General features: G+C 59.2%; 11 protein-coding genes and 1 pseudogene. 4 read left to right on the top strand and 8 right to left on the bottom strand.

What is annotated here, in order from left to right; genetic code table 11:
* Positions 1 to 8 precede the first annotated feature (8 nt).
* From KGA85_RS00545 to KGA85_RS00535, 3 genes are read right to left on the bottom strand one after another with little or no spacing between them, the layout of a single operon-like run.
* Entirely contained in the window at positions 9 to 269 is a 261-nt protein-coding gene (locus KGA85_RS00545) for a phosphopantetheine-binding protein (protein WP_008047930.1), read from the bottom strand.
* Positions 250 to 1,059 (bottom strand): lysophospholipid acyltransferase family protein, encoded by an 810-nt coding sequence (locus KGA85_RS00540; RefSeq protein WP_223457712.1) that lies wholly within the window; start codon positions 1,057 to 1,059, stop codon positions 250 to 252. Before KGA85_RS00540 ends, KGA85_RS00545 begins: the two co-directional genes overlap by 20 nt.
* Positions 1,035 to 1,760, bottom strand: coding sequence for a beta-ketoacyl synthase chain length factor (locus tag KGA85_RS00535; RefSeq protein WP_223457716.1), 726 nt, complete (start codon positions 1,758 to 1,760; stop codon positions 1,035 to 1,037). The genes KGA85_RS00540 and KGA85_RS00535 overlap by 25 nt, the downstream gene beginning before the upstream one ends.
* A gap of 356 nt (positions 1,761 to 2,116) precedes the next feature.
* On the opposite strand from KGA85_RS00535, the gene KGA85_RS00530 reads away from it, so the two are divergent.
* Positions 2,117 to 2,887, top strand: a complete 771-nt coding sequence (locus tag KGA85_RS00530; RefSeq protein WP_008016979.1) for a ParA family protein — start codon at positions 2,117 to 2,119, stop codon at positions 2,885 to 2,887.
* A 121-nt stretch (positions 2,888 to 3,008) separates the two neighbouring features.
* Here the strand turns inward: KGA85_RS00530 and trxC are convergent, their stop codons facing one another.
* The 5 genes from trxC to KGA85_RS00505 all read right to left on the bottom strand — a co-directional run bounded on the left by trxC (position 3,009) and on the right by KGA85_RS00505 (position 10,900).
* On the bottom strand, positions 3,009 to 3,443 hold the full coding sequence (gene trxC, locus KGA85_RS00525) for a thioredoxin TrxC (RefSeq protein ID WP_223534742.1): 435 nt from the start codon (positions 3,441 to 3,443) through the stop codon (positions 3,009 to 3,011).
* Positions 3,444 to 3,516: 73 nt separating this feature from the next.
* Complete coding sequence (gene selO / locus KGA85_RS00520; protein ID WP_223532277.1) at positions 3,517 to 4,980, bottom strand: protein adenylyltransferase SelO; 1,464 nt, start codon at positions 4,978 to 4,980, stop codon at positions 3,517 to 3,519.
* Between the two features lie 48 nt (positions 4,981 to 5,028).
* Positions 5,029 to 8,379, bottom strand: a complete 3,351-nt coding sequence (mscK, locus tag KGA85_RS00515) for a mechanosensitive channel MscK (RefSeq protein ID WP_223457722.1) — start codon at positions 8,377 to 8,379, stop codon at positions 5,029 to 5,031.
* Between the two features lie 34 nt (positions 8,380 to 8,413).
* The gene (locus KGA85_RS00510) at positions 8,414 to 10,156 is read right to left on the bottom strand and encodes a potassium/proton antiporter (protein ID WP_223457724.1); all 1,743 of its coding nucleotides are present in this window, start codon (positions 10,154 to 10,156) and stop codon (positions 8,414 to 8,416) included.
* Between the two features lie 318 nt (positions 10,157 to 10,474).
* On the bottom strand, positions 10,475 to 10,900 hold the full coding sequence (locus KGA85_RS00505) for a hypothetical protein (RefSeq protein WP_223457726.1): 426 nt from the start codon (positions 10,898 to 10,900) through the stop codon (positions 10,475 to 10,477).
* 578 nt (positions 10,901 to 11,478) lie between these two features.
* Between KGA85_RS00505 and KGA85_RS00500 the strand changes: the two genes are divergently transcribed.
* The 3 genes and pseudogenes from KGA85_RS00500 to KGA85_RS31340 form a co-directional block, all read left to right on the top strand.
* Positions 11,479 to 11,688, top strand: coding sequence for a hypothetical protein (locus KGA85_RS00500; protein ID WP_095943263.1), 210 nt, complete (start codon positions 11,479 to 11,481; stop codon positions 11,686 to 11,688).
* On the top strand, positions 11,685 to 11,987 hold the full coding sequence (locus KGA85_RS00495; protein ID WP_150754767.1) for a cell division protein ZapA: 303 nt from the start codon (positions 11,685 to 11,687) through the stop codon (positions 11,985 to 11,987). The genes KGA85_RS00500 and KGA85_RS00495 overlap by 4 nt, the downstream gene beginning before the upstream one ends.
* 100 nt (positions 11,988 to 12,087) lie before the next feature.
* Positions 12,088 to 13,161, top strand: a pseudogene (locus KGA85_RS31340) (cache domain-containing protein); the annotation flags it as partial.
* Between the last annotated feature and the right edge of the window lie 5 nt (positions 13,162 to 13,166).

Below are 13,166 nucleotides of genomic sequence, written 5' to 3'. Positions count from 1 at the left end.
GTCCGGTCTCAAGCTGCCTGTTTTGCGGTGACGAACGCCGCAAGGCTCGCCACGTTACTGAAGTGATTACGTGTGTCCTTGGCATCGGCGTCGATTTTGATGCCGTACTTTTTCTGGATCGCCAGGCCCAGTTCCAGGGCGTCCACCGAGTCCAGGCCCAGGCCTTCGCCGAACAGGGTCTGGTCATTGCCGATGTCGTCGGCACTGATGTCTTCCAGGCCAAGGGCGTCGATGATAAGCATTTTGATATCACGGTGCAGATCGCTCATCTTCGGCGAGCTCCTTAATAAAGTAAGAATGTAGATATTCGTTGAGCTTGCGCGAGGCCTGCGGAGCCGGCCCCTGCGTGGCGAAGGTCTGTGGGTCTATATCGGCCCCGACCCGGAAACTGAAGTGCACGCGCCGCTTGGGGATGCGATACCAGGGTTCGGCCTTGGTCAATGTGGTCGGGCTGACCTTGATAATGACCGGGGTGAGGATTTTCGCACCACGCAGGGCGATTGCCGCGCCGCCCCGATGAAAGGCCGGCGGCTGGCCGGGTTGGGTGCGCGTACCTTCGGGGAAAATGATCAGGGTCTGGCCGTCTTTCAGCGCGTCGGCAGCGGCGTCGAGCATGTCCATGCTGCCGTCGTTGCTGATGTATTCGGTGCAGCCCAGCGGTCCGCGGGTGAAAGGGTTTTCCCAGAGGCTTTGCTTGACCACGCAGTTGGCGTGACGCACCAGGCCGATCAGAAACACCACGTCGATCAGCGACGGGTGATTGGCAATGATCATTTGTCCCGGACGACCGAGTTTTTCCGCGCCTTCAATGTTGTAGGTCAGCACCCCGGTACGGGCCATGAAACGCACAAAAATCCAGAAACAGCGGCTGACCGTTTGCCGGGCCCGCAGCCGATGGGTCCGGGCGTCGCCCGGCAGGCAGTTCAGCACGGGGAAAATCACCAGGCGCAGGCACAGCCCGCCCAGCCCGAACAGGGCAAAGCTCGCGGCGGTGGCCAGCAAGCGCCAGTAATAGGCGTCGCGGTTTTTCTCGGTCACGGGTTGCGTTGCCAGGTCCATACACGATTTTTCCAGGCATGTTGGCAGGTGGTTTGCTGGCCGAGCAGCGCACACAACAGATTCAGCGCGTGGGGCCAGCGGGATTTGGACAACGCATCCGAGGAGCTGTTCAGGGACAACTGCCAGTCGGTGCCAGGGGTAATCAGCAGGCCGACGGCATAAGGGAACGGCACGTCGTCGATCCAGGTTGAGTAAGCCTCGGGCGGCTGCTCTTCGGTGACCACCAGCAGTACCGCGCGAGCACCTTCAGCCAGCAGCGCGGCAGCTTCCAGCATGCCATGTTCCAGGCCATCGCCTGCGGCAGCCAGGGCCGTCATTTCGCTGGTTTCACCTCGCATGATCGACCACAAGCCAATGATCGCGTTATGCACGGACAAGCTGAACTGGGTCGGCGACAGCGGCTGATCGGCGGCCAGATCACTGAGAATGTCGACCGTGCGGGGCGTTTCGCCGTGACGGGAAACAAAGACCAATGGCAGATCCTGCCGACCTTCGGCCAATGGCCAGCCGACACTGAAGGCCATCCGCGCCAGACGGCTGAGTCGCCGACGCTGCATGGCCGGCAGAAAGGAAACGTCGGGAGCGGCATCGCTGTCCGGCAGCACGACCGGTTGTCGGCACCAGGCCTGCCAATCGGTCACGCTATCAAGCCCGGGGGCCCAGGCGCGCCATTGGGCGATGTTGAAGTTGATCACAGACATTCATCCCACCCTCACGGGCTTACTTGACGCGGGGGAGTGGCCGAGAGCCGGGACTTACCCTGCGTGGCGTTTGGCGCCGAGTGGGGCGCATTATCCCGGTGCCGGGAACGTGTAGCAAATGCTGGTTACATTTTGCTCAGCAAGCTGAAGCGGCTGGCTCGCAAAAATTGAACGATTGGTAATTATTCACAGAATTATGACTCCGTCTGTCGGTTCTGGCGTTGAATCACCGAGCCGTTCAGGGTTTTTCAAGCAAGAGAAGGCAACTGACTGTGTAGTCCATTTGCCGACAAGGTAGCGAAGCAACGCGGTGGACCACTACACTCGGTCATTCTTTGGTACACGGAGGTTTTGACATGCGGCGCGTGGTGTTCAATCAGAAAGGTGGCGTTGGCAAATCCAGCATTGCCTGCAATCTGGCGGCGGTCAGTGCCAGCGAGGGTTTTCGCACCTTGTTGGTGGATCTCGATGCCCAGGCCAACTCCACTCAGTACCTGACGGGGCTCACTGGTAACGACATCCCGATGGGCATCGCCGATTTCTTCAAGCAGACGCTGTCTTCCGGGCCGTTCTCCAAAAAGAATCAGGTCGACATCTACGAAACCCCGTTCGATAACCTCCATGTCATTACCGCCACCGCCGAGCTGGCGGACTTGCAGCCAAAGCTTGAGGCCAAACACAAGATCAACAAGCTGCGTAAGTTGCTTGAAGAGCTGAGCGAAGACTACGACCGGATTTACCTCGATACCCCGCCAGCGCTGAATTTCTATGCGGTTTCAGCGTTGATTGCCGCCGATCGTGTATTGATCCCCTTCGATTGCGACAGTTTTTCACGCCAGGCACTGTACGGCCTGATGGCGGAAATCGAAGAGTTGAAGGACGACCATAACGAAGGCCTGGAAGTCGAAGGCATCGTCGTCAACCAGTTCCAGGCCCGCGCCAGCCTGCCCCAGCAAATTCTCGATGAACTGATCGCCGAAGGCCTGCCGGTGTTGCCGGTGTACCTGGCCAGCTCGGTACGCATGCGCGAATCCCACCAGGCCAATACGCCGCTGATCCATCTCGACCCGCGGCACAAGCTGACCCAGCAGTTCGTAGAGCTGCACAACCTGCTGGAAAACGCCTGATTTTATTGACTGCACATAACTCTGTAGGAGCGAGCTTGCTCGCGAAAGCGGTGTATCAGGCGACATCTTTCTTGAATGTCAGTCCGCCTTCGTCGGATCGCCGCCCGGAGCAAGCTCGCTCCTACATCCCCTGGCTACGCAACCAGCTCATCAGTTGCGGTAACGGGAAGGCCCCGCTCTGCCGGGCGATTTCCCGGCCGTTCTTGAACAGGATCAGGCTCGGAATCGAGCGAATCCCCAATTGCGCCGACAACTGCTGGTTCGCCTCGCTGTCCAGCTTGGCCAGCCGACACTTGCCCGCCAGTTGGCCGGCCGCTTGCTCGAACACCGGTGCAAACGACTTGCACGGCCCGCACCAGTCCGCCCACACGTCCACCAGCAGCGGCAGATCGCCCTTGATCTGGCTGGCATAGTCACCTTGCTTCAATTCAAACGGTTTGCTCAGCAGGACTTCGGCCTTGCAGCGCCCGCATTTCGGGTGGTCGTTGAGGCGCTCGGCGGGAATGCGGTTGAGGCCGTTGCAATGGGGGCAGGGGATGAGGAGTGGGTCGGTCATGACAAGTCGTCCAGTCGAAAGCGAGTGATCCTAATCTGGAGACTGACCTCCAGATTTTCAATTGTGCAGTGCCTCACGACGAACAACTGATCTCCAGATGCTTGCCCCATTCTGGTGGTTGCTCGGCATAGCTTTCCATCCCCGGTTGTTCCTCGAACGGGTTGCTCAACACAGCGTGCAGCCGACGGACTTCCGAATAGTCGCCGCTCTGCGCCGCCTCGATGGCCTTTTGCGCCAGGTAGTTGCGCAGGATGTACAGCGGGTTGGCCGCGTGCATCCGCTGGCGGCGCTGCTCTTGATCCAGTGCGCCTTCACGGGCCACCCGGGCGACGTAGAGCTCGCCCCAGGCATCAAAGCCCTTGAGGTCGACAAAGTCGTCACGCAAGCGGGTGATGGCCTGTTCCGGCGCTTCATCACCCAATCGGCGGAAAAACAGGCTGTAGTCGACGCCGCTGTTTTGCATCAGTTGCAGCAGGTTCTCCAGCAGTTTCTGGTCGTCATCCTCCGCGGTGGTCAGGCCGAGGCGGCGGCGCATCAGGTCCAGGTAATGGGCCTGGAACAGCGGCAGGTACAGGCCGAGGGTTTCGCGCAGGGCTTCGACGCTGATGAACGGCGTCAGGGCCTGGGCCAGGGCGCTGAGGTTCCACTGGCCAATCGGCACCTGATTGCTGAAGGAGTAGCGGCCCTGGTCGTCGGAGTGATTGCAGATGAAGTTGGCGTCGAAGTCGTCGAGGAAGGCGAACGGGCCGAAATCGAAGGTGATGCCCAGGATCGACATGTTGTCGGTGTTCATCACCCCGTGGCAGAAGCCATAGGCCTGCCATTTGGCGATCAGTTCGGCATTGCGCTCCACCACTTCGCGGAACATCGCCAGGTACGGCTCCGGTTGTTCCAGGCACTGCGGGAAGTGCATGGCCAGCACGTGATCACCCAGCTCTTTCTGCTGCTCGGGGCGCTTGGTGTAGTAGAAATATTCGAAGTGCCCGAAGCGCACATGGCTCGGCGCCAGGCGCAGGACCATGGCCGCGCGCTCCTGCTTTTCGCGCCACACCGGGGTGTCGGAGCCAATCACGCACAGGGCGCGGGTGGTCGGGATATTCAGGGCATTCAGGGCTTCGGAGGCGAGAAATTCGCGGATCGACGAGCGCAGTACCGCCCGGCCATCGCCCATGCGTGAAAACGGCGTCTGGCCGGCGCCCTTGAGGTGCAAGTCCCAATGTTCGCCGGCTTCGTTGTACACCTCGCCGAGCAACAGGCCGCGACCGTCGCCCAGTTGCGGGTTGTAGGAACCGAACTGATGCCCGGAATAGACCATCGCCCTTGGGATCGCGTCGGCCCAGAGCTTGTGGCCGCTGAACAGTTCGGCGAACTCCGGGGTTTCGGCCACGACCGGGTCGAGGTCCAGCAGCGCCATGGCGGCGGGGCTGGCCACGACCAGGCGCGGATTATCGATGGGCTCGGGTAGCACATGGGCGGAAAACGCATCGCCCAAACGGTCGAAGCGGTTATCGAAAGTGAGTTCGTCGAGGGCTTTCAAGGGCCGGCTCCAGCAGAATGTCCGAGCATTCTGCTGGGGAATGGCTGGTTAGTCGAGTTCGGCGGCGGGCGGCTCTTTCGGTGGCTTGCCGTCGACCAACGGCACGATGGTCTTCGCTTCCGGCTCGATCGGCACCATCTTGTATTCCTGGCCGTGCAGGTTCTTGAGGTAGACCTCCATCTGCCGGAACGAGATGTTGATGTGCTGCTTCTTGAACTCGCGGTTGATGAAGCGGTTGACCTCGTCGAGCACCGGGTTGCGGTCGCCGAGGTCGCGCACGTGCATGCGCAACTCGTGGTCGAGGGTGCTTTCGCCGAAATTCAGGAAGTACACGTGCGGTTCCGGGTCTTTCAGTACGCGCGGGTTGTCGCGTGCGGCCTTGAGCAGCAGCTCTTTCACCAGGTCCAGGTCCGAGCCGTAGTCGACACCGAGCTTGAGGGTCACCCGGGTGATGGTGTCGGTCAGCGACCAGTTGATCAGTTGCCCGGTGATGAACGTCTTGTTCGGGACGATGATGTCCTTGCGGTCGAAGTCGGTGATGGTCGTGGCACGGATACGAATCTTGCTCACGGTGCCCGACAGGTTGCCGATGGTGATGGTGTCACCGATCCGCACCGGACGTTCGAACAGGATCATGATGCCGGAAATGAAGTTGGCGAAGATTTCCTGCATGCCGAAACCAAGGCCGACCGACAGCGCCGCCACCAGCCATTGCAACTTGTCCCAGCTCACGCCGAGGGTAGACAGCGTCGAGACGAAACCGACGCCGGCGATCACATACGACAGCAACGTGGTGGTCGCGTAGGCGCTGCCCTGGGCCAGGTTGAGCTTGGATAGCACGAACACTTCCAGCAGCCCCGGCAGGTTGCGCGCCAGGGCGAAGGTGATACCGACGATGATCAGCGCTCCGAGCATGTCGCCAATGCTGATCGGCACCATGCTCATGTTGGCGCCGGTACCGCTGGTGTATTCGTAGAGGGTGACGTTGTCCAGGTACGAGAACACCGTGATCAGGTCGGCCCAGACCCAATACAGTGCCGCCATGAAGCCGCCGAGCAGCGCCAGACGGATCAGGCGCAGGGACTGTTCGTTGACCTTCTCGATGTCCATGGTCGGCTCTTCGATCACGGCTTCGCCATCGCCGGCCTCCTTGGCGGCCAGTCGTTTGGCCCGGGCGCGCTGGTAGGCCAGACGCCTGGCCGCCACGCTGAGGCCGCGCACGAAAGTGGCTTCGATCACCAGCCAGAACATCAGCAGGTACAGGGTGTTGATCAAGCGGTCGCTGAGCTTCAGTGCGGTGTAGTAGTAGCCGAAGCACACCGCCACGAACAACGCGACGGGCAGGGCGGTGAACAGGATCCCCACCAGTTTGCGGAACAGCGAGGCGTTTTCGTGGGTCGGGCTGCTGATGAGCAAACGGCTGAGCAGCAAAGTCATCAAGGCGTAGCAGATGAGCACCACCGGCATGCCGATCACGTCATCGGCCAGCGCCGCCGGTTGCAGTTCGGCAACGGCGACGACGGTCACCAGTGCCATGACCACGATGCCGAGGCGGCGGATCCATCTACGCAGGAACTCCACCTGGGGCTTTTCCCAGCGGAAATGCAGTTCTGCCACACCACCCGGCGCGAGGATTCGGTAGGCGGTGTAGAACACCAGCCAGGCGCCGGCCATTTGCAGCAGCGCCGCGCCCATATTGGCGTTCTGCCCACGGGCGTCGATTCGCAGGGCCAGCCCGCACAAGGCGAGGCCCAGGGAAACCGGCATCGCCAGCAGAATATTGATCAGAATCGCCTGCGGCGTGTGCCACTGGCTATCGCGTTTGAAGTGACCGATGTCCTGGTGAACCTTGTTCAGTCGCGCGTACAGATTCTTGCGGCGCCACAGCAGAGCGCCGATCAAAAACGCCAGCGGCAGGAACAGCAGCGGGCGCTGGGTCAGGCCGTCGGTCAGTTCGCTCAGGCTTGAAAGTACCGGTAGTGAATCGAGTTGACGCTGGAGGCGATCCGGCACACTGCGGATCCACTCCAACTCCAGCGGCTTGTTGCTGGGAATCCAGAACATCTGTTCATCAAGCGTCGCCCGCAGGCTTTGCGCGGTGCTGAGCAATTGCTTCTGGTTCAGTTGCAGGGTGATGGATTCATTGAGTACCGCGCTCAGTTCGCGGTTCAGTCGCTCCAGCAGGTCGGCGCGGGTGGTGGCCAGTTCCATCAGGCTTTTGCGCAGCTGCGCCGTGACTTGCTCGGGGGGTTGGGTCGACAGCAGGTTTTCGACGTAGGTGGCCGGATTGCTCAGCAATTCCCGTTGCTGGCTGACTTCGAACTGATACAGGCGAATGTCGGCGATCTGATCGGCGAGGTTGCGGTCGAGCCGCAGGCGCGGCAACGCCTGTTTCTGTTTGTAGAGAATCTTCGAGAGCAGCAGGCTGCCTTTGAGCACGTTGATTTGCTCGTCCAGGGCCGCATCGCTCTGGGTCAGGCTGTCCAGCTGTTGCTTGGTCTGCAGGTTCTGCTGGGTGACTTCGTTCAGGCGGTCGGTGCTTTTGAGCAGGTAGTCCGAGAGCTTCAGGTTGGTAGCGCTTTCGGTGGCCAGCAGGCTGCTGCCGCCGGCCTTCTGCGCTTCGATGGATTGCTGGGTGACCGTTTCCTGGGACAGAGCCAGACGCTTCTGGTTGATCAGGGTCTGCAGTTCCTGGATTTCCTGATCCAGGCGGTCGGATCGCTCCGATAACAGGTCATGCTGGCTGTTGCCGAGGTCTTGCAATTGGGTATTGCCGGCCAGTTCCTGGCGCCGCAGCGGGATCAGGGCGTTCAGCGCTGCAAGCTCGGCATTGAGCTGGTCGCGTTGCTCGGCGCTCAAGGTCTTGCCGGCGTCCTTGCCGTTCTTGAGGATGGTGTTGATCTGCTGGATGCGCGTCTGGCTGCTGGAAATCTCCGCCTGGGCACGCTCGGGGCGGGTCTGGGCGGTGATGATCAGGCTGTTGGCATCGGCCAGGGCCTTTTGCAGGTCGCTTTGCTGGGTGGAGCGCTCGGTGAGCAACTGTTCAAGCTGCTGGATCGGTTCTTTGGCGAAACGCTGCGCCACCGGCGCCACGGTACTGGCCTTGAGGCGGGTCAGTTCACGCTGGTTCTCGATCGTCTGTTTGGGCGCACTGTTCAATTGCTGTTTGAGTGCGGCCAGTTTCTGCTCGTAGTCACGCTTGTTGTTGAGCTGGTTCAGCGTGCTTTGCAGAACGGTTTGCAGGGCCTTCTGATCGGCTTCCGGCAGTTTGCGGTCGGCGATCTTGTCCAGGCTCGCCTGCACGGCTTCGCTGGAAGGCGGTTCGGCCGCTTGCAAAGTACTGACAGAGAGACTCAAGCCCAATAGGGCGATGGCGAAAATGGAGCGCAGGTTAGGCATAAAGACCGGTCAAGCAAGTGATAGTGGAAGCAGTTTAGAGGAAGAGTCCGGGACCCGGGCGACTTCCTTCGGGGAATCTGACGCCCACTTTGCCGATCTTGTTCCCGTCCATGACTGCCACGGTCCAAATGGTGTTGTTCCATTCCACCTGGTCGCCTACCACCGGCGCGCCGCCGACCTTCTGGGCAATGAAGTGGCCCAGGGACATGTCCGGATCGATTCCTTCGACCTTCAGGCCATAGAGGGCCGCAACCGCGGCCAGCTGGGCGTCTCCTTCGAGTACGAAGTCGCCGAAGAAGCGTAGATCGAGGCCCCGTTGTGGCGCCTGGCTGAAGAGTTTTCCGAGGGCCGGCAGGTTGTGTTCATGGCCGATAACACACAGCAAATCATCGACTTCCAGCACCGTACTACCCGACGGATGGAGCAATTGTTGACCGCGAAAGAGGGCGGCGATACGAGTGCCCTCGGGCATTTTCAGCTCGCGCAGGGGCGAGCCGATGCACCATTTTTCCGCGCCGAGGCGATAGACGAACAGCTCCCACTCGCTGGTGACGTGCACTTCCAGGGCCGAGCGGGAGATGGGGGCAGGCTCCGGGGGCACCGTCACCTTCAGCAGCTTGGCGACCCACGGCAGGCTCGTACCCTGAACCAGCAGCGACACCAGCACGATAAAGAAGGCGAGGTTGAAGTACAGCTGGGCGTTGGGCAGGCCGGCCATCAGCGGGAACACCGCGAGAATGATCGGGACCGCGCCGCGCAGGCCGACCCAGGAAATGAACGCTTTCTCGCGACCATGGAACGCTTTGAACGGCAGCAGGCCAACCATCACCGACAGTGGCCGGGCAAACAGAATCATCCAGAGTGCCAGTGCCAGTGCCGGCAGGGCAATCGGCAGCAAGTCGTGGGGTGTGACCAGTAGGCCCAGCACCAGGAACATGCCGATCTGCGCCAACCACGCCATGCCGTCGAGCATGTGCAGAATGCCGTGACGGCTGCGCACCGGGCGGTTGCCGATCACCAGGCCGCAGATGTATACCGCCAGGAAGCCGCTGCCGTGCAGGGCGTTGGTCAGGGCAAATACCACCAGGCCACCGGCAATCACCAGGATCGGATACAGGCCGGTGGCCAGGTTGATGCGATTGACCAGTTGCAGCATGAGCCAGCCACCGCCCAAGCCAATGACGCCACCGATACCGAACTCGCGCAGCAGATGGGTCAACAGGCTCCAGTGCAGACCGGTCTGGCCGCTGGCGAGCATGTCGATCAGGGTGACGGTGAGGAACACCGCCATCGGGTCGTTGCTGCCGGATTCGATTTCAAGGCTGGCGGTTACCCGTTCGTTCAGGCCTTTGCCGCCCAATAGCGAGAACACCGCCGCGGCGTCGGTGGAGCCGACGATGGCGCCGATCAGCAGGCCCTGAATCAGGTTCAGGTTGAACAGCCACGCGGCCGCCATGCCGGTCAGCCCGGTGGTAATCAGTACCCCGACCGTGGCCAGGGACAACGCCGGCCATAACGCCACGCGGAAACTCGACACCCGGGTGCGCAAGCCGCCGTCGAGCAGGATCACCGCCAGCGCGAGGTTGCCGACCAGATAAGCCGTGGGGTAATTATCGAAAATAATGCCAGCGCCATCGACACCGGCCGCCATACCGACGGCCAGGATGATCACCAGAATCGGGATACCGAGGCGGGACGAAAGTGAGCTCACCAGAATACTCGCACCTACCAGCAACGCGCCGATCAAGAACAGGCTGTTGATGGTCGTCGCATTCAAAGGCAGTACTCCAGAAAGCTGAAAGGCGGGCGCAAACTGACCATGCAGTCTGCGTGCCAGCGATTCTAACCTGTTGAATTGCGTCGCTGTCAAAAAAGGTTTTGAGGGCGCCTGCCCAGGTGCTGTCTCTATGATTGGCTTACTGTTGCGTCGATGAAAGATCCATTCGAGCGGGGCATTGGTTTTCCGCCCCGGACTTAAATTGAGTTGGATTTTTAATTGGCAAAGGTCAATAGGCTTTCAAGGATGAGGCGACTGTCTTGTTAGATCTTTGAGTCCGCTTTTGATAAGTGCTGGCAGATTGTTTACTACGATGTGTCAGGACCATCCAGAATCGACGATATCTCCCAGGCGTACGAGGCCTGTCACCGAAATGACCATCATTGATTTAGCGCTTTCAACTTTTACGAGAATATTGCTCTGGTTGTTGTGAGGTAAGTAATCCAGAAATGCATCGCCTGGGTTCTTGAAATCAGAGATGTCCGAAAGATTAAAATTCAATGAGCTCACTCCGGCATTTTTTAGGGCTATTGACATGTCGATGCGGTCTTTACCAGTTTCGAAGTTAGAGATGTATTGAGGTTTTCTGGACACCTCGAGAAATTCGACGATGCCATAGGTGACGCCGCCTCTATCGTTTGATGTCAAGGTAATGCCAGGGCTTGTTGCGGTAGCAGTGTGCTGTGGAGCGGGGTCTGCAGTTACTGAAGTAGGAGGGGTGAAGTTTTTTTGATTGTCTATCATGATGAGTCAACTCTCGTTGGGTATGTAAATAAAGTTTTTTTGATGAGTTTTTAGTTTGATCCGCTATTCGGCGGTGAATAAATTATTCCATAGTCTTAATTGTCATTGCGAGCGCGGGTTTTATTCGAGGTGTTTCTTGGTTGTTTTATTGTGTTGGTGGGTGGTTTGAATACTTATTTAAGTTTGTCGGGGCTTGTCTGAAGTGCAGAGTTCTTCAGTGTGCTATTTTCTTTATATTGAATTGGCGTTGTGACGTCGAATAGAGGTAAGTTGGATAGGGTGAAATGAGGGTGTGGGTATATTTATTGATTTCGTTGTCCGCCGTGGCGTCCCGTTCGATTTCATTGTTCTGCCGGGTCAGAGAGGCCAAATGGAGGGAGGCGGAAATCCGCAGCAGGGGTGTCGCACAAACGCCACGGCGACGAAGTGCAGGAACCAGATCGGGCAAATACAGTCTCTACAGTTCGCGAGAAAGGTCACTCGTCAGCAAAATCAAGGCTTTGCGCCTGTATAACCCTGGCATCCAGGGTGACTTTTCTTTATCGTACGCGCCCTTTGAAAAAGCCCGGAAAATCAAAATGTTGGAAGCATCCCTAAGCCAATTGGAACAACTGGTCAGCGACCTGGTGCAACAGAACCAGAACCTGACCGCGGAACTGGCCCAGGCCAAAGATGAAAACGAAAGCCTGCAACTGAGCCTGATGGAACACGAAGAGAAGCAAGGCGCCACGGCGGCTCGCATCCAGGCCCTGGTTGAGCGCGTCAGCGCAGGTCCTGTCAGCGCATGAGTTACAACGCCGCAGGGGTAAAAGTCGTCTCGATCCTGGGGGAGGACTATTCGATCAAGGCACCGGTCGGGGAAGAACAGACCCTGCTGGACGCTGCGATGATGTTGAAGGCAGCCCTGGCCGAAACCAAGAGGAAGTACCCGACGCTGATCGGTGACCGACTGCTGGTGCTGGCGGCGATGAATCTGTGCTCCCAGCAGATCGAAATGCAAAAGCAGCACAAGCTCGAACTCGACCGTTACCAAGAGCAAGTCAGCGCCACGGTTGAAGTGATCTCCAAGACGATCAATCAGGCCTGATCGGCTTTGCGCACAACCAAAGAATAGATTGTCGGTTTGTTTGTATACAATCGGCACGGCTGTTGCAGTGTTTCAGCCTCTTATTCTTTGGGGGTGCTCCATGCAGTTCTGGCGACGCAGTATTCAATGGCAATTGATCCTGAGTATGGGCAGCGCCTTGCTGGTCAGTATTCTGATCGTGGTGGGCATCTATACCCTGGTGGTTAACCGCCTCGCCCAGAGCTATCTGGTCGAGCAAGCCTTGCCGTCGAGCATCGAAGCGATGCGCAACGACATCGAACGCATCCTTGTCCAACCGCTCACCGCCGCCAAGGACATCGCCAGCAACAGCATGGTGCGCGACTGGCTGGCCGGGGGGGAAGACCGTGCCCAGGCTGGCACGTTCACTACCTATCTCGAAGGTGTTCGCGCCGAGCACAAAGCCTTTACCGCGATTATTGTCGGCACCGCGTCCAATCATTACTTCACCGAAAAAGGCCTGGACCGGACCCTCAGTCGTTCCAATCCGAAAGACGCCTGGTTCTACTCGTTCCTCGACAGCAACCAGCCGCGCACTCTCAACATCGATAACGACACAGCCACCGGAGAATTGGCGCTTTTCATCGACTTCAAAGTCGAGCAGGCCGGTAAAGTCGTGGGCGTTGCCGGGCTTGGCTTGAGCATGAACGAGCTCTCGGAGCTGATCCACAACTTCAGCTTCGGAGAGCGCGGCAAGGTCTATCTCGTGCGTTCCGACGGTTTGATCCAGGTGCATCCCGAGGCGCAATTCAGCGGCAAACGCACTTTGACCGAGCAGATTGGTGCTACGGCGGCACAATCGGTGATGAGTCAAAAAGCTGCCACCAGCAGCGGCTTCCAGCGTGACGGTGAAGACTTCCTCGCGTTAAGCCTGCCATTGCGTGATCTCGGCTGGACCCTGGTGGCCGAAGTGCCGCAATCGCAGATCTACGCCGAAGCCCGCCGCGCCATGTGGATGAGCAGTGGCATCGGCCTGGCGGTGGCGATTGTGTGCTTGCTGCTGGTGGTGTTGCTGGCCCGTGGGTTGGTACGACCGATTCGTCAGGTAACAGCGGCACTGGTTGCCATTGGTAGCGGTGGTGGCGATTTGACCCGCCGGTTAGATTCCAGTCGCGCCGATGAGCTGGGCGATCTGGCTCGCGGTTTCAATCGGTTCCTGGA

This window comes from Pseudomonas sp. GL-B-12, assembly GCF_019955895.1.
Lineage (GTDB): Bacteria > Pseudomonadota > Gammaproteobacteria > Pseudomonadales > Pseudomonadaceae > Aquipseudomonas.
The sequence above is the reverse complement of the archived record's forward strand: the minus strand, read 5'-3'. Positions and strand labels throughout refer to the sequence as shown.

Bases quoted from the DNA above. Each gene is read 5' to 3' on its own strand.
- KGA85_RS00545 (WP_008047930.1), bottom strand. From the start codon at position 269: ATGAGCGATCTGCACCGTGATATCAAAATGCTTATCATCGACGCCCTT.
- KGA85_RS00540 (WP_223457712.1), bottom strand. From the start codon at position 1,059: ATGGACCTGGCAACGCAACCCGTGACCGAGAAAAACCGCGACGCCTAT.
- KGA85_RS00535 (WP_223457716.1), bottom strand. From the start codon at position 1,760: ATGTCTGTGATCAACTTCAACATCGCCCAATGGCGCGCCTGGGCCCCC.
- KGA85_RS00530 (WP_008016979.1), top strand. From the start codon at position 2,117: ATGCGGCGCGTGGTGTTCAATCAGAAAGGTGGCGTTGGCAAATCCAGC.
- trxC (WP_223534742.1), bottom strand. From the start codon at position 3,443: ATGACCGACCCACTCCTCATCCCCTGCCCCCATTGCAACGGCCTCAAC.
- mscK (WP_223457722.1), bottom strand. From the start codon at position 8,379: ATGCCTAACCTGCGCTCCATTTTCGCCATCGCCCTATTGGGCTTGAGT.
- KGA85_RS00505 (WP_223457726.1), bottom strand. From the start codon at position 10,900: ATGATAGACAATCAAAAAAACTTCACCCCTCCTACTTCAGTAACTGCA.
- KGA85_RS00500 (WP_095943263.1), top strand. From the start codon at position 11,479: ATGTTGGAAGCATCCCTAAGCCAATTGGAACAACTGGTCAGCGACCTG.
- KGA85_RS00495 (WP_150754767.1), top strand. From the start codon at position 11,685: ATGAGTTACAACGCCGCAGGGGTAAAAGTCGTCTCGATCCTGGGGGAG.